Origin of the sequence: Rhizobium sp. BK491, assembly GCF_014194925.1 — a bacterium.
GTDB lineage: Bacteria > Pseudomonadota > Alphaproteobacteria > Rhizobiales > Rhizobiaceae > Rhizobium.
This window is the reverse complement of sequence record NZ_JACIAR010000001.1, coordinates 542,811-554,832: the sequence shown is the minus strand read 5'-3', so window position 1 is coordinate 554,832 and position 12,022 is coordinate 542,811. Positions and strand designations below refer to the sequence as shown.

At 59.3% G+C, this 12,022-nt stretch carries 14 protein-coding genes; 9 read left to right on the top strand and 5 right to left on the bottom strand.

All coding sequences use genetic code 11. The features are described 5' to 3' along the window. Nucleotides 1–366 precede the first annotated feature (366 nt). The 4 genes from FHX05_RS02790 to FHX05_RS02775 all read left to right on the top strand — a co-directional run bounded on the left by FHX05_RS02790 (nucleotide 367) and on the right by FHX05_RS02775 (nucleotide 3,987). Entirely contained in the window at nucleotides 367–1,293 is a 927-nt protein-coding gene (locus FHX05_RS02790) for an ABC transporter ATP-binding protein (RefSeq protein WP_112606234.1), read from the top strand. After that, nucleotides 1,290–2,051 carry an ABC transporter permease gene (locus FHX05_RS02785; protein WP_183709854.1) on the top strand — a complete coding sequence of 254 codons (762 nt, stop codon included), beginning with the start codon at nucleotides 1,290–1,292 and terminating at the stop codon, nucleotides 2,049–2,051. The genes FHX05_RS02790 and FHX05_RS02785 overlap by 4 nt, the downstream gene beginning before the upstream one ends. Before the next feature lie 77 nt (nucleotides 2,052–2,128). Further along, nucleotides 2,129–3,460: a Mur ligase family protein gene (locus tag FHX05_RS02780; RefSeq protein WP_183870603.1), complete on the top strand. Its 1,332-nt coding sequence runs from the start codon at nucleotides 2,129–2,131 to the stop codon at nucleotides 3,458–3,460. After that, nucleotides 3,457–3,987 carry a GNAT family N-acetyltransferase gene (locus FHX05_RS02775; RefSeq protein WP_183870602.1) on the top strand — a complete coding sequence of 177 codons (531 nt, stop codon included), beginning with the start codon at nucleotides 3,457–3,459 and terminating at the stop codon, nucleotides 3,985–3,987. The genes FHX05_RS02780 and FHX05_RS02775 overlap by 4 nt, the downstream gene beginning before the upstream one ends. Nucleotides 3,988–4,020: 33 nt before the next feature. On the opposite strand, the gene FHX05_RS02770 is transcribed toward FHX05_RS02775, so the two are convergent. From FHX05_RS02770 to FHX05_RS02755, 4 genes are all read right to left on the bottom strand, one after another. After that, nucleotides 4,021–4,923 (bottom strand): EamA family transporter, encoded by a 903-nt coding sequence (locus FHX05_RS02770; protein ID WP_112334655.1) that lies wholly within the window; start codon nucleotides 4,921–4,923, stop codon nucleotides 4,021–4,023. Nucleotides 4,924–5,021: 98 nt separating this feature from the next. Beyond that, the gene (locus FHX05_RS02765) at nucleotides 5,022–5,723 is read right to left on the bottom strand and encodes a TIGR02281 family clan AA aspartic protease (RefSeq protein ID WP_183870601.1); all 702 of its coding nucleotides are present in this window, start codon (nucleotides 5,721–5,723) and stop codon (nucleotides 5,022–5,024) included. Then, nucleotides 5,720–5,941 (bottom strand): DUF1289 domain-containing protein, encoded by a 222-nt coding sequence (locus FHX05_RS02760; protein WP_069613105.1) that lies wholly within the window; start codon nucleotides 5,939–5,941, stop codon nucleotides 5,720–5,722. The genes FHX05_RS02765 and FHX05_RS02760 overlap by 4 nt, the downstream gene beginning before the upstream one ends. Nucleotides 5,942–5,960: 19 nt before the next feature. Further along, nucleotides 5,961–6,737, bottom strand: a complete 777-nt coding sequence (locus FHX05_RS02755; protein WP_183870600.1) for an adenosylcobinamide-GDP ribazoletransferase — start codon at nucleotides 6,735–6,737, stop codon at nucleotides 5,961–5,963. Between the two features lie 127 nt (nucleotides 6,738–6,864). On the opposite strand from FHX05_RS02755, the gene cobT reads away from it, so the two are divergent. Both cobT and FHX05_RS02745 read left to right on the top strand, forming a co-directional pair. Continuing rightward, nucleotides 6,865–7,881, top strand: a complete 1,017-nt coding sequence (gene cobT / locus FHX05_RS02750) for a nicotinate-nucleotide--dimethylbenzimidazole phosphoribosyltransferase (RefSeq protein WP_183870599.1) — start codon at nucleotides 6,865–6,867, stop codon at nucleotides 7,879–7,881. Nucleotides 7,882–8,066: 185 nt separating this feature from the next. Then, complete coding sequence (locus FHX05_RS02745) at nucleotides 8,067–8,459, top strand: diacylglycerol kinase (protein WP_092716218.1); 393 nt, start codon at nucleotides 8,067–8,069, stop codon at nucleotides 8,457–8,459. Nucleotides 8,460–8,577: 118 nt separating this feature from the next. On the opposite strand, the gene FHX05_RS02740 is transcribed toward FHX05_RS02745, so the two are convergent. Further along, entirely contained in the window at nucleotides 8,578–10,107 is a 1,530-nt protein-coding gene (locus FHX05_RS02740; protein ID WP_183709860.1) for a HAMP domain-containing sensor histidine kinase, read from the bottom strand. A gap of 126 nt (nucleotides 10,108–10,233) precedes the next feature. On the opposite strand from FHX05_RS02740, the gene FHX05_RS02735 reads away from it, so the two are divergent. The 3 genes from FHX05_RS02735 to FHX05_RS02725 all read left to right on the top strand — a co-directional run bounded on the left by FHX05_RS02735 (nucleotide 10,234) and on the right by FHX05_RS02725 (nucleotide 11,990). Further along, a complete protein-coding gene (locus FHX05_RS02735) occupies nucleotides 10,234–10,806 on the top strand; it encodes a thermonuclease family protein (RefSeq protein WP_210290243.1) in 573 nt (190 codons plus the stop codon). After that, nucleotides 10,803–11,435 (top strand): uracil-DNA glycosylase family protein, encoded by a 633-nt coding sequence (locus FHX05_RS02730; protein ID WP_183709864.1) that lies wholly within the window; start codon nucleotides 10,803–10,805, stop codon nucleotides 11,433–11,435. The genes FHX05_RS02735 and FHX05_RS02730 overlap by 4 nt, the downstream gene beginning before the upstream one ends. Nucleotides 11,436–11,501: 66 nt before the next feature. Continuing rightward, nucleotides 11,502–11,990, top strand: a complete 489-nt coding sequence (locus tag FHX05_RS02725) for an Lrp/AsnC family transcriptional regulator (RefSeq protein WP_069613098.1) — start codon at nucleotides 11,502–11,504, stop codon at nucleotides 11,988–11,990. Nucleotides 11,991–12,022 lie beyond the last annotated feature (32 nt).

Genomic DNA, 12,022 nt, shown 5'->3' with positions numbered 1-12,022 from the left:
AGCTGGCAAAAAAGAAAAAAGCCGGCTGAGCCGGCTTGAGCGGAGCATGGCAACGACGGGGGATCCTTGCCAGCTCCAGAAAAGAACTTCATGTTGCAATGATGCTGCACGCAATATGAATGCAAAGCAATAAATCGGCCAATACAGCAGGCGCTGACGGTGTCGCCAAGAGGCGTTGGGCGGAGTTGCGACAAACGTTGCTCACCTAAGGAGCTATATGCCCGACGAAGGTCACGATTTGATGACAGCTTATTTACCCTGGGCGAACGCTGTGTTCCGCTACTGTGGGGTGGTCAAAGGTTAGAACCGGTTATATAGCGGGCAAACGCCGCGAAATTCATCACAAAAGCCGGACTTTGCCTCGCTATGGCTCCGATCATTTCCATAAGTAATCTGACCAAAACCTACTCCAACGGGTTTCAGGCGCTGAAAGGTGTCAGTCTCGATATTGAGCGAGGGGAAATCCTGGCGCTGCTAGGGCCGAACGGTGCCGGCAAGACAACACTGATTTCCATCGTCTGCGGGATTGCCAACCCGAGCGGTGGGTCTGTGACCGTCGGCGGCTATGACGTCGTGCGCGATTTTCGCGCTACGCGCAGCCTGATCGGCCTTGTGCCGCAGGAATTGACGACCGATCAGTTCGAAACCGTCTGGAATACAGTCAGCTTTTCGCGCGGGCTTCACGGCAAGAAGCCGAACCCGGAATATATCGAGAAGATATTGCGGGATCTTTCGCTCTGGGAAAAGAAAGACAACATGCTTCGCCAGCTCTCCGGTGGCATGAAGCGGCGCGTGCTGATCGCCAAGGCACTCTCGCACGAACCGGAGATCCTCTTCCTCGACGAGCCGACGGCCGGTGTCGACGTGACGCTGCGCAAGGACATGTGGCATGTGGTCGAGCGCTTGCGCGCGTCCGGCGTCACGATCATTCTCACAACGCATTACATCGAAGAGGCCGAAGAAGCGGCCGATCGCGTTGGCGTCATCAATGGTGGCGAGCTGCTGCTGGTGGAGGAGAAGAGGGCGCTCATGGCCAAGCTCGGCCGCAAGCAGCTGATCCTCGATTTGAGCGAGCCTATCGACGCCATACCGGAGTCTCTCAACGGGAACGGGCTTTCGCTAGGCCCGAACGGACTGACGCTGATCTATGATTTCGACGCCCAGCACGAGCAGTCTAGCATTGCGGCTCTGCTGTCGAAACTCGGTGCCGAGGGAATTCATTTCAAGGATCTTTCGACGCGCCAGAGTTCGCTCGAGGATATTTTCGTCTCGCTGGTGGAGGCAGGCAAATGAACTTCGAAGCGATCAAGTCTATCTATTCGTTCGAAATGGCCCGCACGCGCCGCACTCTGCTGCAGAGCGTCGTTTCGCCTGTCATTTCCACGTCGCTCTATTTCATCGTCTTCGGTGCTGCGATCGGTTCGCGCATCAACCTGGTCGAGGGCGTTTCCTATGGAGCGTTCATTACGCCCGGCCTGATCATGCTGACCTTGCTCGGTCAGTGCATCAGCAACGGCTCCTTCGGTATCTATTTCCCGAAGTTCACCGGTACGATCTACGAGGTGCTGTCGGCGCCTGTCGCCATGACGGAAATCGTGCTCGGCTATGTCGGTGCGGCTGCCACCAAGGGGATGCTGATCGGCCTGATCATCCTCGCGACCGCGAGTTTCTTCGTCGATATCAGGATCGAGCATCCTTTTATGATGATCCTGTTCTTCGTGCTGACGGCGGTCACTTTCAGCCTGTTCGGTTTCATGATTGGCATCTGGGCCGGGAATTTCGAGCAGCTGAACCTCATCCCGATGCTGGTCGTGCCGCCGCTCACCTTCCTTGGCGGCAGCTTCTATTCTATCAACATGCTGCCGCCGTTCTGGCAGGCGGTCAGCCATCTCAATCCGGTTCTCTATCTGGTCAGCGGCTTCCGCTGGAGCTTTTATGGCATTGCCGACGTCAATCCGGTGCTGAGCCTTGCCATGATCACGCTTTTCCTAGTCATCTGTCTGATCATCCTGAGATGGATTTTCCGGACGGGATATCGCTTGAGAAATTGATGGCGATGCCGGGCTGGCGGGACTAAAAAGGCCCGCGGCTTTCTCAGCCGCAACAAAATGGTCCAGGAAAGCATTCAATGTCGCAGGCTCATCTCAACCCTCTGTTGCCCCAGGCACTCTCCCGGCTCGATCAACTAACCAATTGGGAGCGCAAGCCGCGTGGAGAGATGCGGGTCGGTCTCGAGCCGATGCTCGATCTCATGCAGCGCTTGGGCAACCCGCATCGGAGCTTTCGCGCCATCCATGTCGCCGGCACCAAGGGTAAGGGATCGGTATCAGCGCTCCTTGAGGCTGGATTGCTGCGGGCTGGCTGGCGGATCGGACGTTATGGGTCGCCACATGTCGATCGGGTGAACGAGCGTGTCAGCATTCTCGGCCAGGAGGTCGAGGACGATGCGCTGGCGACGGCGATCATGCAGGTTCTGGATGGCTATGAGGACGCGAAGCAGGCGGCAACCGCCGGCGAGGACGCCACCTGGTTCGACGTGATAACGGCGGCCGCTTTCGTCGTCTTCAGGGACGCCGGTTTGAACTGGGTCGTGGTCGAGGTCGGGCTGGGCGGCAGGCTGGATTCGACGAATGTGGTCTTCGGCGAAGTCGCGATCGTCACGAATATCGGCCTTGAGCACACGGAGATTCTGGGAAGCACGCGCGAGGCGATCGCGCGGGAGAAAGTCGGCATATTGAAGCCCGGCGCGACGCTTGTGACGACGCTTGCCGCCGACGATGTCGCAGGACAGGTGTTGCAGCAGCGCGCCGATGAGCTGGGCTGCAAGGTGCTTCGGACCAATCTTCCAGACGATGAGACGATTGCCGCAACGAATATCGCCCTGGTCGGACTCGTGTTCGATCATCTGGGGCGGCAGGGTGAGAGTGTGCGAGAGGGAGGCGAAAAGGGTCAGCCGATCGGTGCATGGCTGCTCGAAAAAGCAGTCATCGACAAGGCGCGTCTGCCGGGGCGGATGGAGCGTTTCGACGTTTCTCTGTCGCCTGCATTGGCAAAGGGGCGGCAAAGCCTGCCCATCATCATGGATGGCGCGCATGTGCCGTTCAATATCGAGGCTGTGTTGCGCGATATCACGCGCTCCTCCTCGGTCAGCGGCGAATTTGTTGCCATCGTCGCACTGGCATCCGACAAGGATGCACCCGGCTTTCTGGACGTGTTATCGCGATACGCGGCTTATGCTGTCTTTACGGAAGCGTCCGGATCGGGGCGTGCCCATCCAGCGATCGAGCTGGAAGCGTTGGGGAAGTCCATGGGTATGAATTGCGAAGCCGAGCCGGACCCGCACAGGGCGCTGGATCGGGCTATGGTGAAAGCCGCCGAGCGCGGCGGCTGGATGCTTGTTACCGGCTCGCTCTATCTCGTCGGCGCGCTGCGTAGCACCGTCCTCAGAAATGCCCAATGACGATGGACATAGCGATCAGGCCCGCGCTCGCCGGTGATGTTGCTGACATCGCCAGGCTGCATCGCGCGATCTGGTGCGATACCTATCGCGATCTCGCGCCTGCCGAAGTCTATCGGGTCCTTGATGAAGATTACCGTCGCGCGCGATGGGCGGATATGCTGGCCACTCCGCGTCCGGATCAGCGCGTGTTCCTGGCTGAACAAGGTGCGCGACTTGTCGGCATCGGCGCGATTGCAGCTGCGTCCGAGCCAGCATTCGAGGGGCGCGGTGAGATAAAATCGCTCTATATCGATCCCTCCATCAAGCGTCAGGGACTTGGCCGCCGGCTCATGCGGACAATGATGGAAGAGTTTGCTGCCATGGGATATTCGGGCGCCGCGCTCGGCGTTGTCGTCGGCAACGAGCCTGCGATCGCCTTCTATCGCGCCCTTGGAGGGCAGCTGATCGGCCGTTATACCGATCCGGGGCCTATCTGGCGCTCCGACAATCTCATTTTCGCATGGGACGATCTGTCTCTGCTAAGCTAACCCCCCATGCAAGCGCTGAACGTGATTGCCTTTTTAGGCCAGGGCCTTCCTGCGTGGTGCGATGGTCATGGCCATGACACCTGCCACGACACAGACAAGACCGATGGCTGCCGTCGGGGATAGAGGCTCGCCGAGGAAGGTAACGCCGATGCCGACGCCGATCGGGACGCGAAGATAGGCCTGCGCCGTCGTGCCGACCGAGCCCAGGGTCTGGATAAGTCGGAAATAGATGCTGAAGGCAAGCGCGGTGGAGACGACCGACAGGCCGAGCAGTGCCAGGATCGAGGCTGTCGATGGCGCAATCTGCCAGGGATGTTCGACAATCAGGCTCGCCGGGACCAGGAGGGCGGCACCGCAAAGCAACGAGCCCGCTGCCGGCATCATCGGGTCCAGTCCCTTGAAATTGCGGCCGAACAAGGCGGCACAGGCATAGCAGATCGATGCCGCGACAACGGAAAGCTGCGGCAGCAATTGGCGGCCCATGCCATGTAGCGCATCGAGGCCGATGATCAGGCAGATGCCCGCCATGCCGGCAATCACGCCAAATAGCTTGCGTCCCGTCAGCGACTCGGAGCGCAGCAGGAAAGCGGCGATCAGAAAGGCGAAAATCGGCGTCGTGGAATTCAATATGGTCGCCAGACCGGCATCGACGGTTTGTTCCGCCCAGGCGATCAACGTGAAGGGAATGGCGCTGTTGAGGCAGGACTGAATGAGGAAACGCTTCCATGTGGCGGCGTCTCTCGGCAGGCTCAGCCCGCGCCAGCGGATGATGGCGAGAAGGACAAGACCGGCGATCAGGGTTCGCGCGGCAATCAGCGTGATCGGCGGAATGGTTGCCACGCCGACGCGGATGAAGGTGTAGGAGGCGCCCCAGCAGATCGCGAGCGCAAGGAGAAGCAGCAGTTCGGTCGTCAGGTTCGGTCTTGCCGGCGTCATCGTTTTTCACTCTTATAAGGTTTGGACATGCCATCTTTTAGAGTGAAGAGGCCGGCGAATGCTTCGCTCCCAACCGAACTATCGCATACGGCGGTTCGTTAGTCTCGCAGCCGAAGCTCGTCCGTCTGCATCTGCATGGACCCCAGGGTTTCGAGAAAGCTCATGCCGAGCAGGCTCTGATCGAGCCTGCCTGCTTCTGCCACGCTCGCTTGGACATCCCTGCGCTTGATCGGGCCGATTGCCACCGAGCCGAGTTCTACGGGGGCCGCTCTGGCGCGGCCATTGGCGGTCAGTACCGTCTGCGAATAGGTGAGGTTTTCCGGAATGATACCAACGCGCTCGGCGTCTTCCTGCGACAGGGCGATGGTGCTGGCGCCGGTGTCGATCAGCATGTCGATCGGTTGGCCGTTGATCATGACCTTCGCTTCGAAATGCCCGTTCGAACGCTTGTGAAGGATGACTTCCTGGCCGCCTTCGCTCGTCGTGACGACGACGGCATGGCCGGGCATCAGGCCGGCAAAGAGGCGGTTGCCAACCTGTTCGGCATCGCGGCGATAGATATAGGCGGTCGCAAGCGCCATGATGATGACGAACCAGATGAGAAGATTACGGATCGATTGGCTGACCGTATGCCGGCTAGCCCAGACGGCGGCGCTCATCATCAGGGCGATCGGCACGAGATAGACGACACGCGCGAAGTCGTCATTGCGCATGCCGAAGGTGGAGCCGGTATTATTGTTGAAGACGAGTAGTGCGAGGCCGATGCCGAGAATGGCGAGAACGATGTTCAGGCGGTTCATACGGCGCTGCGCTCCCGTGCCATCCTTTGGCGGCGGGTCTCCCGGCGTGGCTTGCGCTCGACCTTGGTCAGGCGCTCCGGAAGCATTTCCATGATCTGACGGCGTTCGTCATCGCTATAGCTCATCCATGCGCCGATTTCAGCAGATGTGCGGCCGCAGCCGAAGCAATAGCCGGTGTTCTGATCGATGGAGCAGACGAGGATGCAGGGTGTCAGCATGGGATCATATATCGATGCTTCAAACGCACATGGCAAGAGTACAGAGCGACGCGATCTCGCAAATCTGCTGGGTCGCGCCGATCGTATCGCCCGTATGGCCAGTCAATTTCTGACGGATATATCGCGTGGCCAGAAATGCCGCGACGCTTGTCGCAAGAAGGCAGCCAACCAGCGCCGGAACGCCCATGGCAGGACCGACGAGTAGTACCGCAAGGCCAAGTGTCGCAAGCAGCGCCAGCTGCATGGCGTCGTCATCCGGCTTGCCCGCCGATGCCGCGATCCCATCCGGTTTGGCTGACGGCAGGGCGTACCAATGCCAGACCATGGCACCACGGCTCAAGGTGGCCGCGGCGAGGATTGCGACCGCGGCGTCCTCAGGCGGGAGATGCCGGGCGATGGCGGCAAGTGCTGCCACTCGCAATGCGAAGGACAGTATCAACGCTGCCGCCCCGTACGTCCCGATACGGCTATCCTTCATGATTTCGAGTGCGCGCTCGCGGTCCTTACCGCCACCCAATCCGTCTGCCGTGTCGCTGAGCCCGTCTTCATGGAGGGCGCCGGTCAGGAGCGTGTGCACGGCAAGCGCCAGCAATGCGGCCATCAACGGATCGGCGTTGAGGGCAAGCAGCACGCTGAAGGTCAGTGCAGAGGGCAGGGCGATCAGCAGGCCGGCGACAGGAAAAGCGCGTGAAACACGCGAGAGCTTGCCGTCATCGCCTTCGAAGAAGGACGGCGGCACGGGAATGCGGCTCAAGAAAGCGACGGAGCGCGCGATGTCACGCATATATTCCCGCATTTCTTCCTCTCCCCGCCATACGCGCGACAGCATCGGGCGCTTTTGGAGTTGTTCACGCCGATTCCCAGGACTAATAGAGTCGCACGCAAAGAACCCGATTTGAGACTAAAAGACAAGGAACGCATTCATGAGCGTCAGCGGCCTCCCATTCGACGATTTCCGCGCATTGCTGCGCGACCTTCCAGGCCCGGATGCCCGGGCGCTCGTGGCCGCGCGCGAACGTGATGCACAGCTCACCAAGCCGCCGGGCGCGCTCGGAAGACTAGAGGAAATCGCTTTCTGGCTGGCGGCCTGGACCGGTCGTCCGCCGGCCGTGACCCGGCCTCTGGTGGCGATCTTTGCCGGAAATCATGGTGTCACCAAGCAGGGGATCACCCCGTTCCCGCCTTCGGTAACGCAGCAGATGGTGGAAAATTTCGCAGCTGGCGGTGCAGCCATCAACCAGATCTGCGTTGCCTATGACCTCGGCCTCAAGGTCTTCGATCTCGCGCTCGAGTTCCCGACCGGGGATATCACCGAAGAACCGGCATTGAGCGAACGCGACTGCGCGGCCACCATGGCCTTCGGCATGGAAGCGATTGCCGGCGGCACGGATCTGCTCTGCATTGGCGAGATGGGCATCGGCAATACCACGATCGCCGCGGCCATTCATTACGCGCTCTATGGCGGCAAGGCTGAAGACTGGGTCGGTCCCGGTACGGGCTCGGAAGGTGAGATGCTGAAGCGCAAGATCGGCGCCGTCGAGAAGGCGGTCGCGCTTCATCGCGATCATCTCAACGATCCGCTGGAAATCCTGCGCCGCCTTGGCGGCCGCGAGATCGCCGCCATGGCCGGCGCCATCCTCGCCGCGCGCATGGAGCGTATCCCTGTTATCATCGACGGCTATGTAGCGACGGCCGCCGCCTCTATTCTCAAGGCTGCCAATCCCTCTGCTCTCGATCATTGCCTGATCGGGCATGTCTCGGCCGAGCCGGGTCATCTCCGTTCGATCGAAAAGCTCGGCAAGACGCCGCTTCTGGCGCTCGGCATGCGGCTTGGCGAAGGTACGGGGGCGGCATTGGCCGCCGGTATCGTCAAGGCTGCGGCAGCCTGCCATTCGGGCATGGCGACGTTCGAAAGCGCCGGGGTTACGAACAAGCACTGAAAAACCGAGCGGCGAAACGTTGAAATAAATGTTTCGCCGCTCAATTTCCTGTAGATGATCGGTTTTCCGTCATAAAACTGCAATGAATTTCGAGGCGGCGAGAGCTGTCGCCTTGCTTCGCCCACGGTGAGGCGGTATTCGCAAGGCATCCAGATTGCAACCGGGACAATACGGGCGGAGCGCGAATGGCGGAGTTTTCAAAATCAGCGGTCAATAAGGAGACCGGGATCCGGCACTTTTTCGCCGCTGCCGGCTATTCCTGGGGCGGATTTCAGCGGCTGTTGCAGGAATCTGCCTTTCGACAGGAGCTGCTTTTTGCCGGAGTGGGACTGATCCTGTTGATCGCTGTCGGCGCGACCATCGGTGAGATCGTCATCGCGATGGTCTTGTTCCTTGCCGTCTTCGCAGTCGAAGCCATGAATACGGCGGTGGAAGAGGTGATCGACCGGATCTCGCCGGAGATTTCCAACGTCGGCAAACATGCCAAGGATCTCGGCTCGTTTGCCGTTCTGTGCATGCTGGTCGCGTCCGGCATCTACCTGCTTTACGTCATCGGTAGCCATCTGCTGTTTCGCTAACGCAATTCCAGGAAAAGTGCGTAGCGGTTTTCCGTCCGGAATTGCGTGAAAAAAGACAGAGCGATTCAGAGATTCCGTGAAAGCTGAAGCGCTCTAGCGATCCGCACCCGAGCTTCGTTTAAGCGAAGCTCTTCTTGCGTCGCTCGGCGAGCGGGGCATCCTCGACCGCCGGCAGGCTTTGCAGCACGCGCTTGGGCGGCAGGATGGCGATGACTTCCGTGCCTTCCCGCAGCTTGGATTTCAGCATGAACTGACCGTCATGCTTGGCGAGAATGGCCTGTACGATCGGCAGCCCGAGGCCCGTGCCCTGTTCGGCGCTCTTGATGGCGATAGAGCCCTGGCCGAAGGCCGACAGCACAATCGGGATCTCCTCTTCGGGGATGCCCGGACCGTTGTCCTTGATCGCGACATATTCGCCGCCACCGGCGGTCCAGCCGACCTTGACGCTGATTTCGCCGCCCTGCGGCGTGAATTTCACCGCATTCGACAGGAGGTTGAGGATCACCTGGCGCATCGATTTCTCGTCGGCCCAGACGGAGGGCAGCTGCGCTTCAAATTGCGATGAGATCGAAATGTTCTTGGCGCGGGCACGCAACTGCACCATGCCGATGCAATCCTCGGCAATATCGAGGAGAGAAATCGCTTCTTCGTTCAGCTCGTATTTGCCGGCCTCGATACGAGAAAGGTCGAGGATTTCGTTGATCAGGTTGAGCAGGTGCTGGCCGGATCGATGTATATCACTGGTGTATTCGCGATAGGTCGGATTGTTGAGCGGCCCCATGACCTCCGCCGACATGACCTCGGAAAAGCCAAGGATCGCATTCAGCGGCGTTCTAAGCTCGTGCGACATGGAAGCAAGAAAGCGCGATTTGGCGAGGTTTGCCTCTTCGGCACGCCTACGGGCTTCGTCAGACATCGATTTCGCGACTTCGAGTTCGGCGATCAGATCGTCCTTCTCCGATTGGAAAGAGAGAATCTTCAGGTTCGACTGATACATGCGGTTGGTGATGAAGCTGAAGAATATCACGGCAACCGAAATGGCTGCGGTGAGGGCGATATCGGAAGGCCTTCGCGTCAGGATGGCTGCCACGGTCAGCGCTACGGTCGCCGGTGCGAAGGAAAACGGAACAGCTCGTGGCAGCATGAAGCTGGACATGGCCGTAATGCAGATTGCCGCTAGCAGGGTCGTGCCCTTGTAGAAGGCGAAACTGTCGCCGCCGCAGGTCGCGCAATTTTGCATCGCAAAGAGCGCCCAACAGAAGCCGACGAGCAATTGCCCCAGCAAAAGCAGCTGCCGCCACTTTCTGGCGCTTTCGGCTGACATTTCCTGCTTCTTGGCGCGCCGTCCGATCAGCATGTTGATGGCATGCGCCGTGAGGATCGGAATGGTCCAGAAGAGAATGCCGGCATCACGCGTCAGGTAGACGCCGAGAACAGCGACCACGATGACGAAGATCGGCACGACGGCGGCACTCTGCCGCAAGGTGTCGATATGCATCATCATCAGTTCGCGATCGAAATTGCGGCTGTGGCCGCTTTGCAGGCGCTCGCGCGTTTGCCGCACGGCCTTCGACACAGCCCGGTTACGGTGACTGCGCGATCGGTCGACAATGTTTTTATCTGTCGATGTGCTGACGCCGTTGCTCATGGTTACATTGAAACTTAGCCTGCCTGAGGCTACATCCTAGCGTTTAAATCTTAAGAAGATGCTGCGCCGAAATGATTTGTTTGCCATCTTCGCCAAGGATTTGTTCTTAAAGGAGGCAACAACGTGATGCGGTCGGGCCGCCTGTTTCGTGACGGCGTGGTCACTTTCGCGCTGCTTGCCATTCTTGCATTATTCGCGTTGAAGATGAACAATCGACCGGAAATCGTTCAAAACGGCAGCTTTTATGTCATTGATGGCGACACGCTTTCCGCCAGTGGCGAGCGCTTGAGACTGAAAGGGATCGATGCGCCCGAATATCGGCAGCGCTGCCAACGCAATGGCGCGGATTGGGCCTGCGGCGAAGAAGCACGCAAGGCGCTTGCCACAATGATTAAGACCGGAGCGCCCGAATGTCGGGGGCGGGAGAGGGATCGCTATGGTCGCCTGTTGGTGACATGTGTCGCCGGCGATGCCGATATCAACGCCGCGATGGTGCGCAGTGGCATGGCGGTTTCTTATGGCGGCTATGCAAGCGAGGAGCGGAGCGCACGGCAGGCGAAGGCTGGGCTTTGGGCCAGTGATTTCGAGAGGCCGAGCGACTATCGGCGCGAGGAGCTTATGGCCCATGACAACGACAATGATCCGATTGCCGGATGGCTCGGCTATTTGCGCCAGCTTGCCGGTTGGAGCGCCCCATGAAGCACGAGGGCGAATTGCAAATCCTGCGTTCGGCGATTGCGGCCTGCCGTCTCTGTCGGGACGCACCGGCAAAGGGCGAGGCAGATCGCCTGCCGCATGAGCCGCGTCCGGTTGCGACACTATCATCGACTGCACGGATACTCATCGCAGGGCAGGCGCCAGGATTGCGCGTTCACGAGAGCGGCCTGCCGTTCAACGATGCCTCTGGTGACCGTTTGCGTCAGTGGCTCGCTGTGGATCGCGAGAGTTTCTACAATACGGATCATTTCGCCATAATGGGCATGGGCTTCTGCTTTCCGGGCTATGACAAGGCGGGAAGCGATCTGCCGCCGCGCAAGGAGTGCGCACCACTATGGCGGCAGCGGGCGATGGATGCGATGCCGCAGATCGAATTGATCCTGACGATCGGTCAATATGCACAGGCTTGGCATCTTGGAGCGGAGCGCATGGGTTCGATGACCGAGACGGTCGCTGAGTGGCGGCGTTATCTTCTAACCAACCGGTCGCCGTCCGTCCTGCCATTACCGCATCCGAGCTGGCGCAACAGCGGCTGGCTGAAACGTAACCCGTGGTTCGAGGCCGAGTTGCTTCCCGTATTACAACAACGTGTGAAAAGCCTGCTTCCTTGAGAAAAAGTTTCTTTTCTATCGCTTAAAATGAGCTATAGAGAGAATATAATTCGAAGGGATGCTTTAATGGACCGTCTTGACCGCAAAATCCTGCGCCTGCTGCAGGAGGATTCCACTCTGGCCGTAGCCGATCTTGCCAAGAAGGTCGGTCTCTCGACGACGCCCTGCTGGCGCCGTATTCAGAAGATGGAAGAGGATGGCGTCATTCGCCGCCGCGTGGCCTTGCTCGATCCGGAAAAGGTCAATACGAAGGTCACGGTTTTCGTGTCCATCCGCACCAATAGTCACTCCATCGAATGGCTGAAGCGTTTTTCAGAAGTGATCGCCGATTTCCCGGAAGTGGTCGAATTCTATCGCATGAGCGGTGATGTGGACTATCTGCTGCGTGTCGTCGTCCCGGATATCGCCGCCTATGATGCCTTCTACAAGCGCATGATCGCCAAGATCGAAATCCGGGATGTCTCTTCGGCTTTTGCGATGGAGCAGATCAAGTATTCGACGGAGCTGCCGCTCGATTACATGCTGTTGGAAAATGCCAAGTCCAACGAGGACTGACATAGACTGAGCGCCGCTCTGATGAGGCGCTC

What these genes read in the sequence shown, in the direction of transcription:
- FHX05_RS02790 (WP_112606234.1), top strand. Translation starts at nt 367, where the DNA reads ATGGCTCCGATCATTTCCATAAGTAATCTGACCAAAACCTACTCCAAC.
- FHX05_RS02785 (WP_183709854.1), top strand. Translation starts at nt 1,290, where the DNA reads ATGAACTTCGAAGCGATCAAGTCTATCTATTCGTTCGAAATGGCCCGC.
- FHX05_RS02780 (WP_183870603.1), top strand. Translation starts at nt 2,129, where the DNA reads ATGTCGCAGGCTCATCTCAACCCTCTGTTGCCCCAGGCACTCTCCCGG.
- FHX05_RS02775 (WP_183870602.1), top strand. Translation starts at nt 3,457, where the DNA reads ATGACGATGGACATAGCGATCAGGCCCGCGCTCGCCGGTGATGTTGCT.
- FHX05_RS02770 (WP_112334655.1), bottom strand. Translation starts at nt 4,923, where the DNA reads ATGACGCCGGCAAGACCGAACCTGACGACCGAACTGCTGCTTCTCCTT.
- FHX05_RS02765 (WP_183870601.1), bottom strand. Translation starts at nt 5,723, where the DNA reads ATGAACCGCCTGAACATCGTTCTCGCCATTCTCGGCATCGGCCTCGCA.
- FHX05_RS02760 (WP_069613105.1), bottom strand. Translation starts at nt 5,941, where the DNA reads ATGCTGACACCCTGCATCCTCGTCTGCTCCATCGATCAGAACACCGGC.
- FHX05_RS02755 (WP_183870600.1), bottom strand. Translation starts at nt 6,737, where the DNA reads ATGCGGGAATATATGCGTGACATCGCGCGCTCCGTCGCTTTCTTGAGC.
- cobT (WP_183870599.1), top strand. Translation starts at nt 6,865, where the DNA reads ATGAGCGTCAGCGGCCTCCCATTCGACGATTTCCGCGCATTGCTGCGC.
- FHX05_RS02745 (WP_092716218.1), top strand. Translation starts at nt 8,067, where the DNA reads ATGGCGGAGTTTTCAAAATCAGCGGTCAATAAGGAGACCGGGATCCGG.
- FHX05_RS02740 (WP_183709860.1), bottom strand. Translation starts at nt 10,107, where the DNA reads ATGAGCAACGGCGTCAGCACATCGACAGATAAAAACATTGTCGACCGA.
- FHX05_RS02735 (WP_210290243.1), top strand. Translation starts at nt 10,234, where the DNA reads ATGCGGTCGGGCCGCCTGTTTCGTGACGGCGTGGTCACTTTCGCGCTG.
- FHX05_RS02730 (WP_183709864.1), top strand. Translation starts at nt 10,803, where the DNA reads ATGAAGCACGAGGGCGAATTGCAAATCCTGCGTTCGGCGATTGCGGCC.
- FHX05_RS02725 (WP_069613098.1), top strand. Translation starts at nt 11,502, where the DNA reads ATGGACCGTCTTGACCGCAAAATCCTGCGCCTGCTGCAGGAGGATTCC.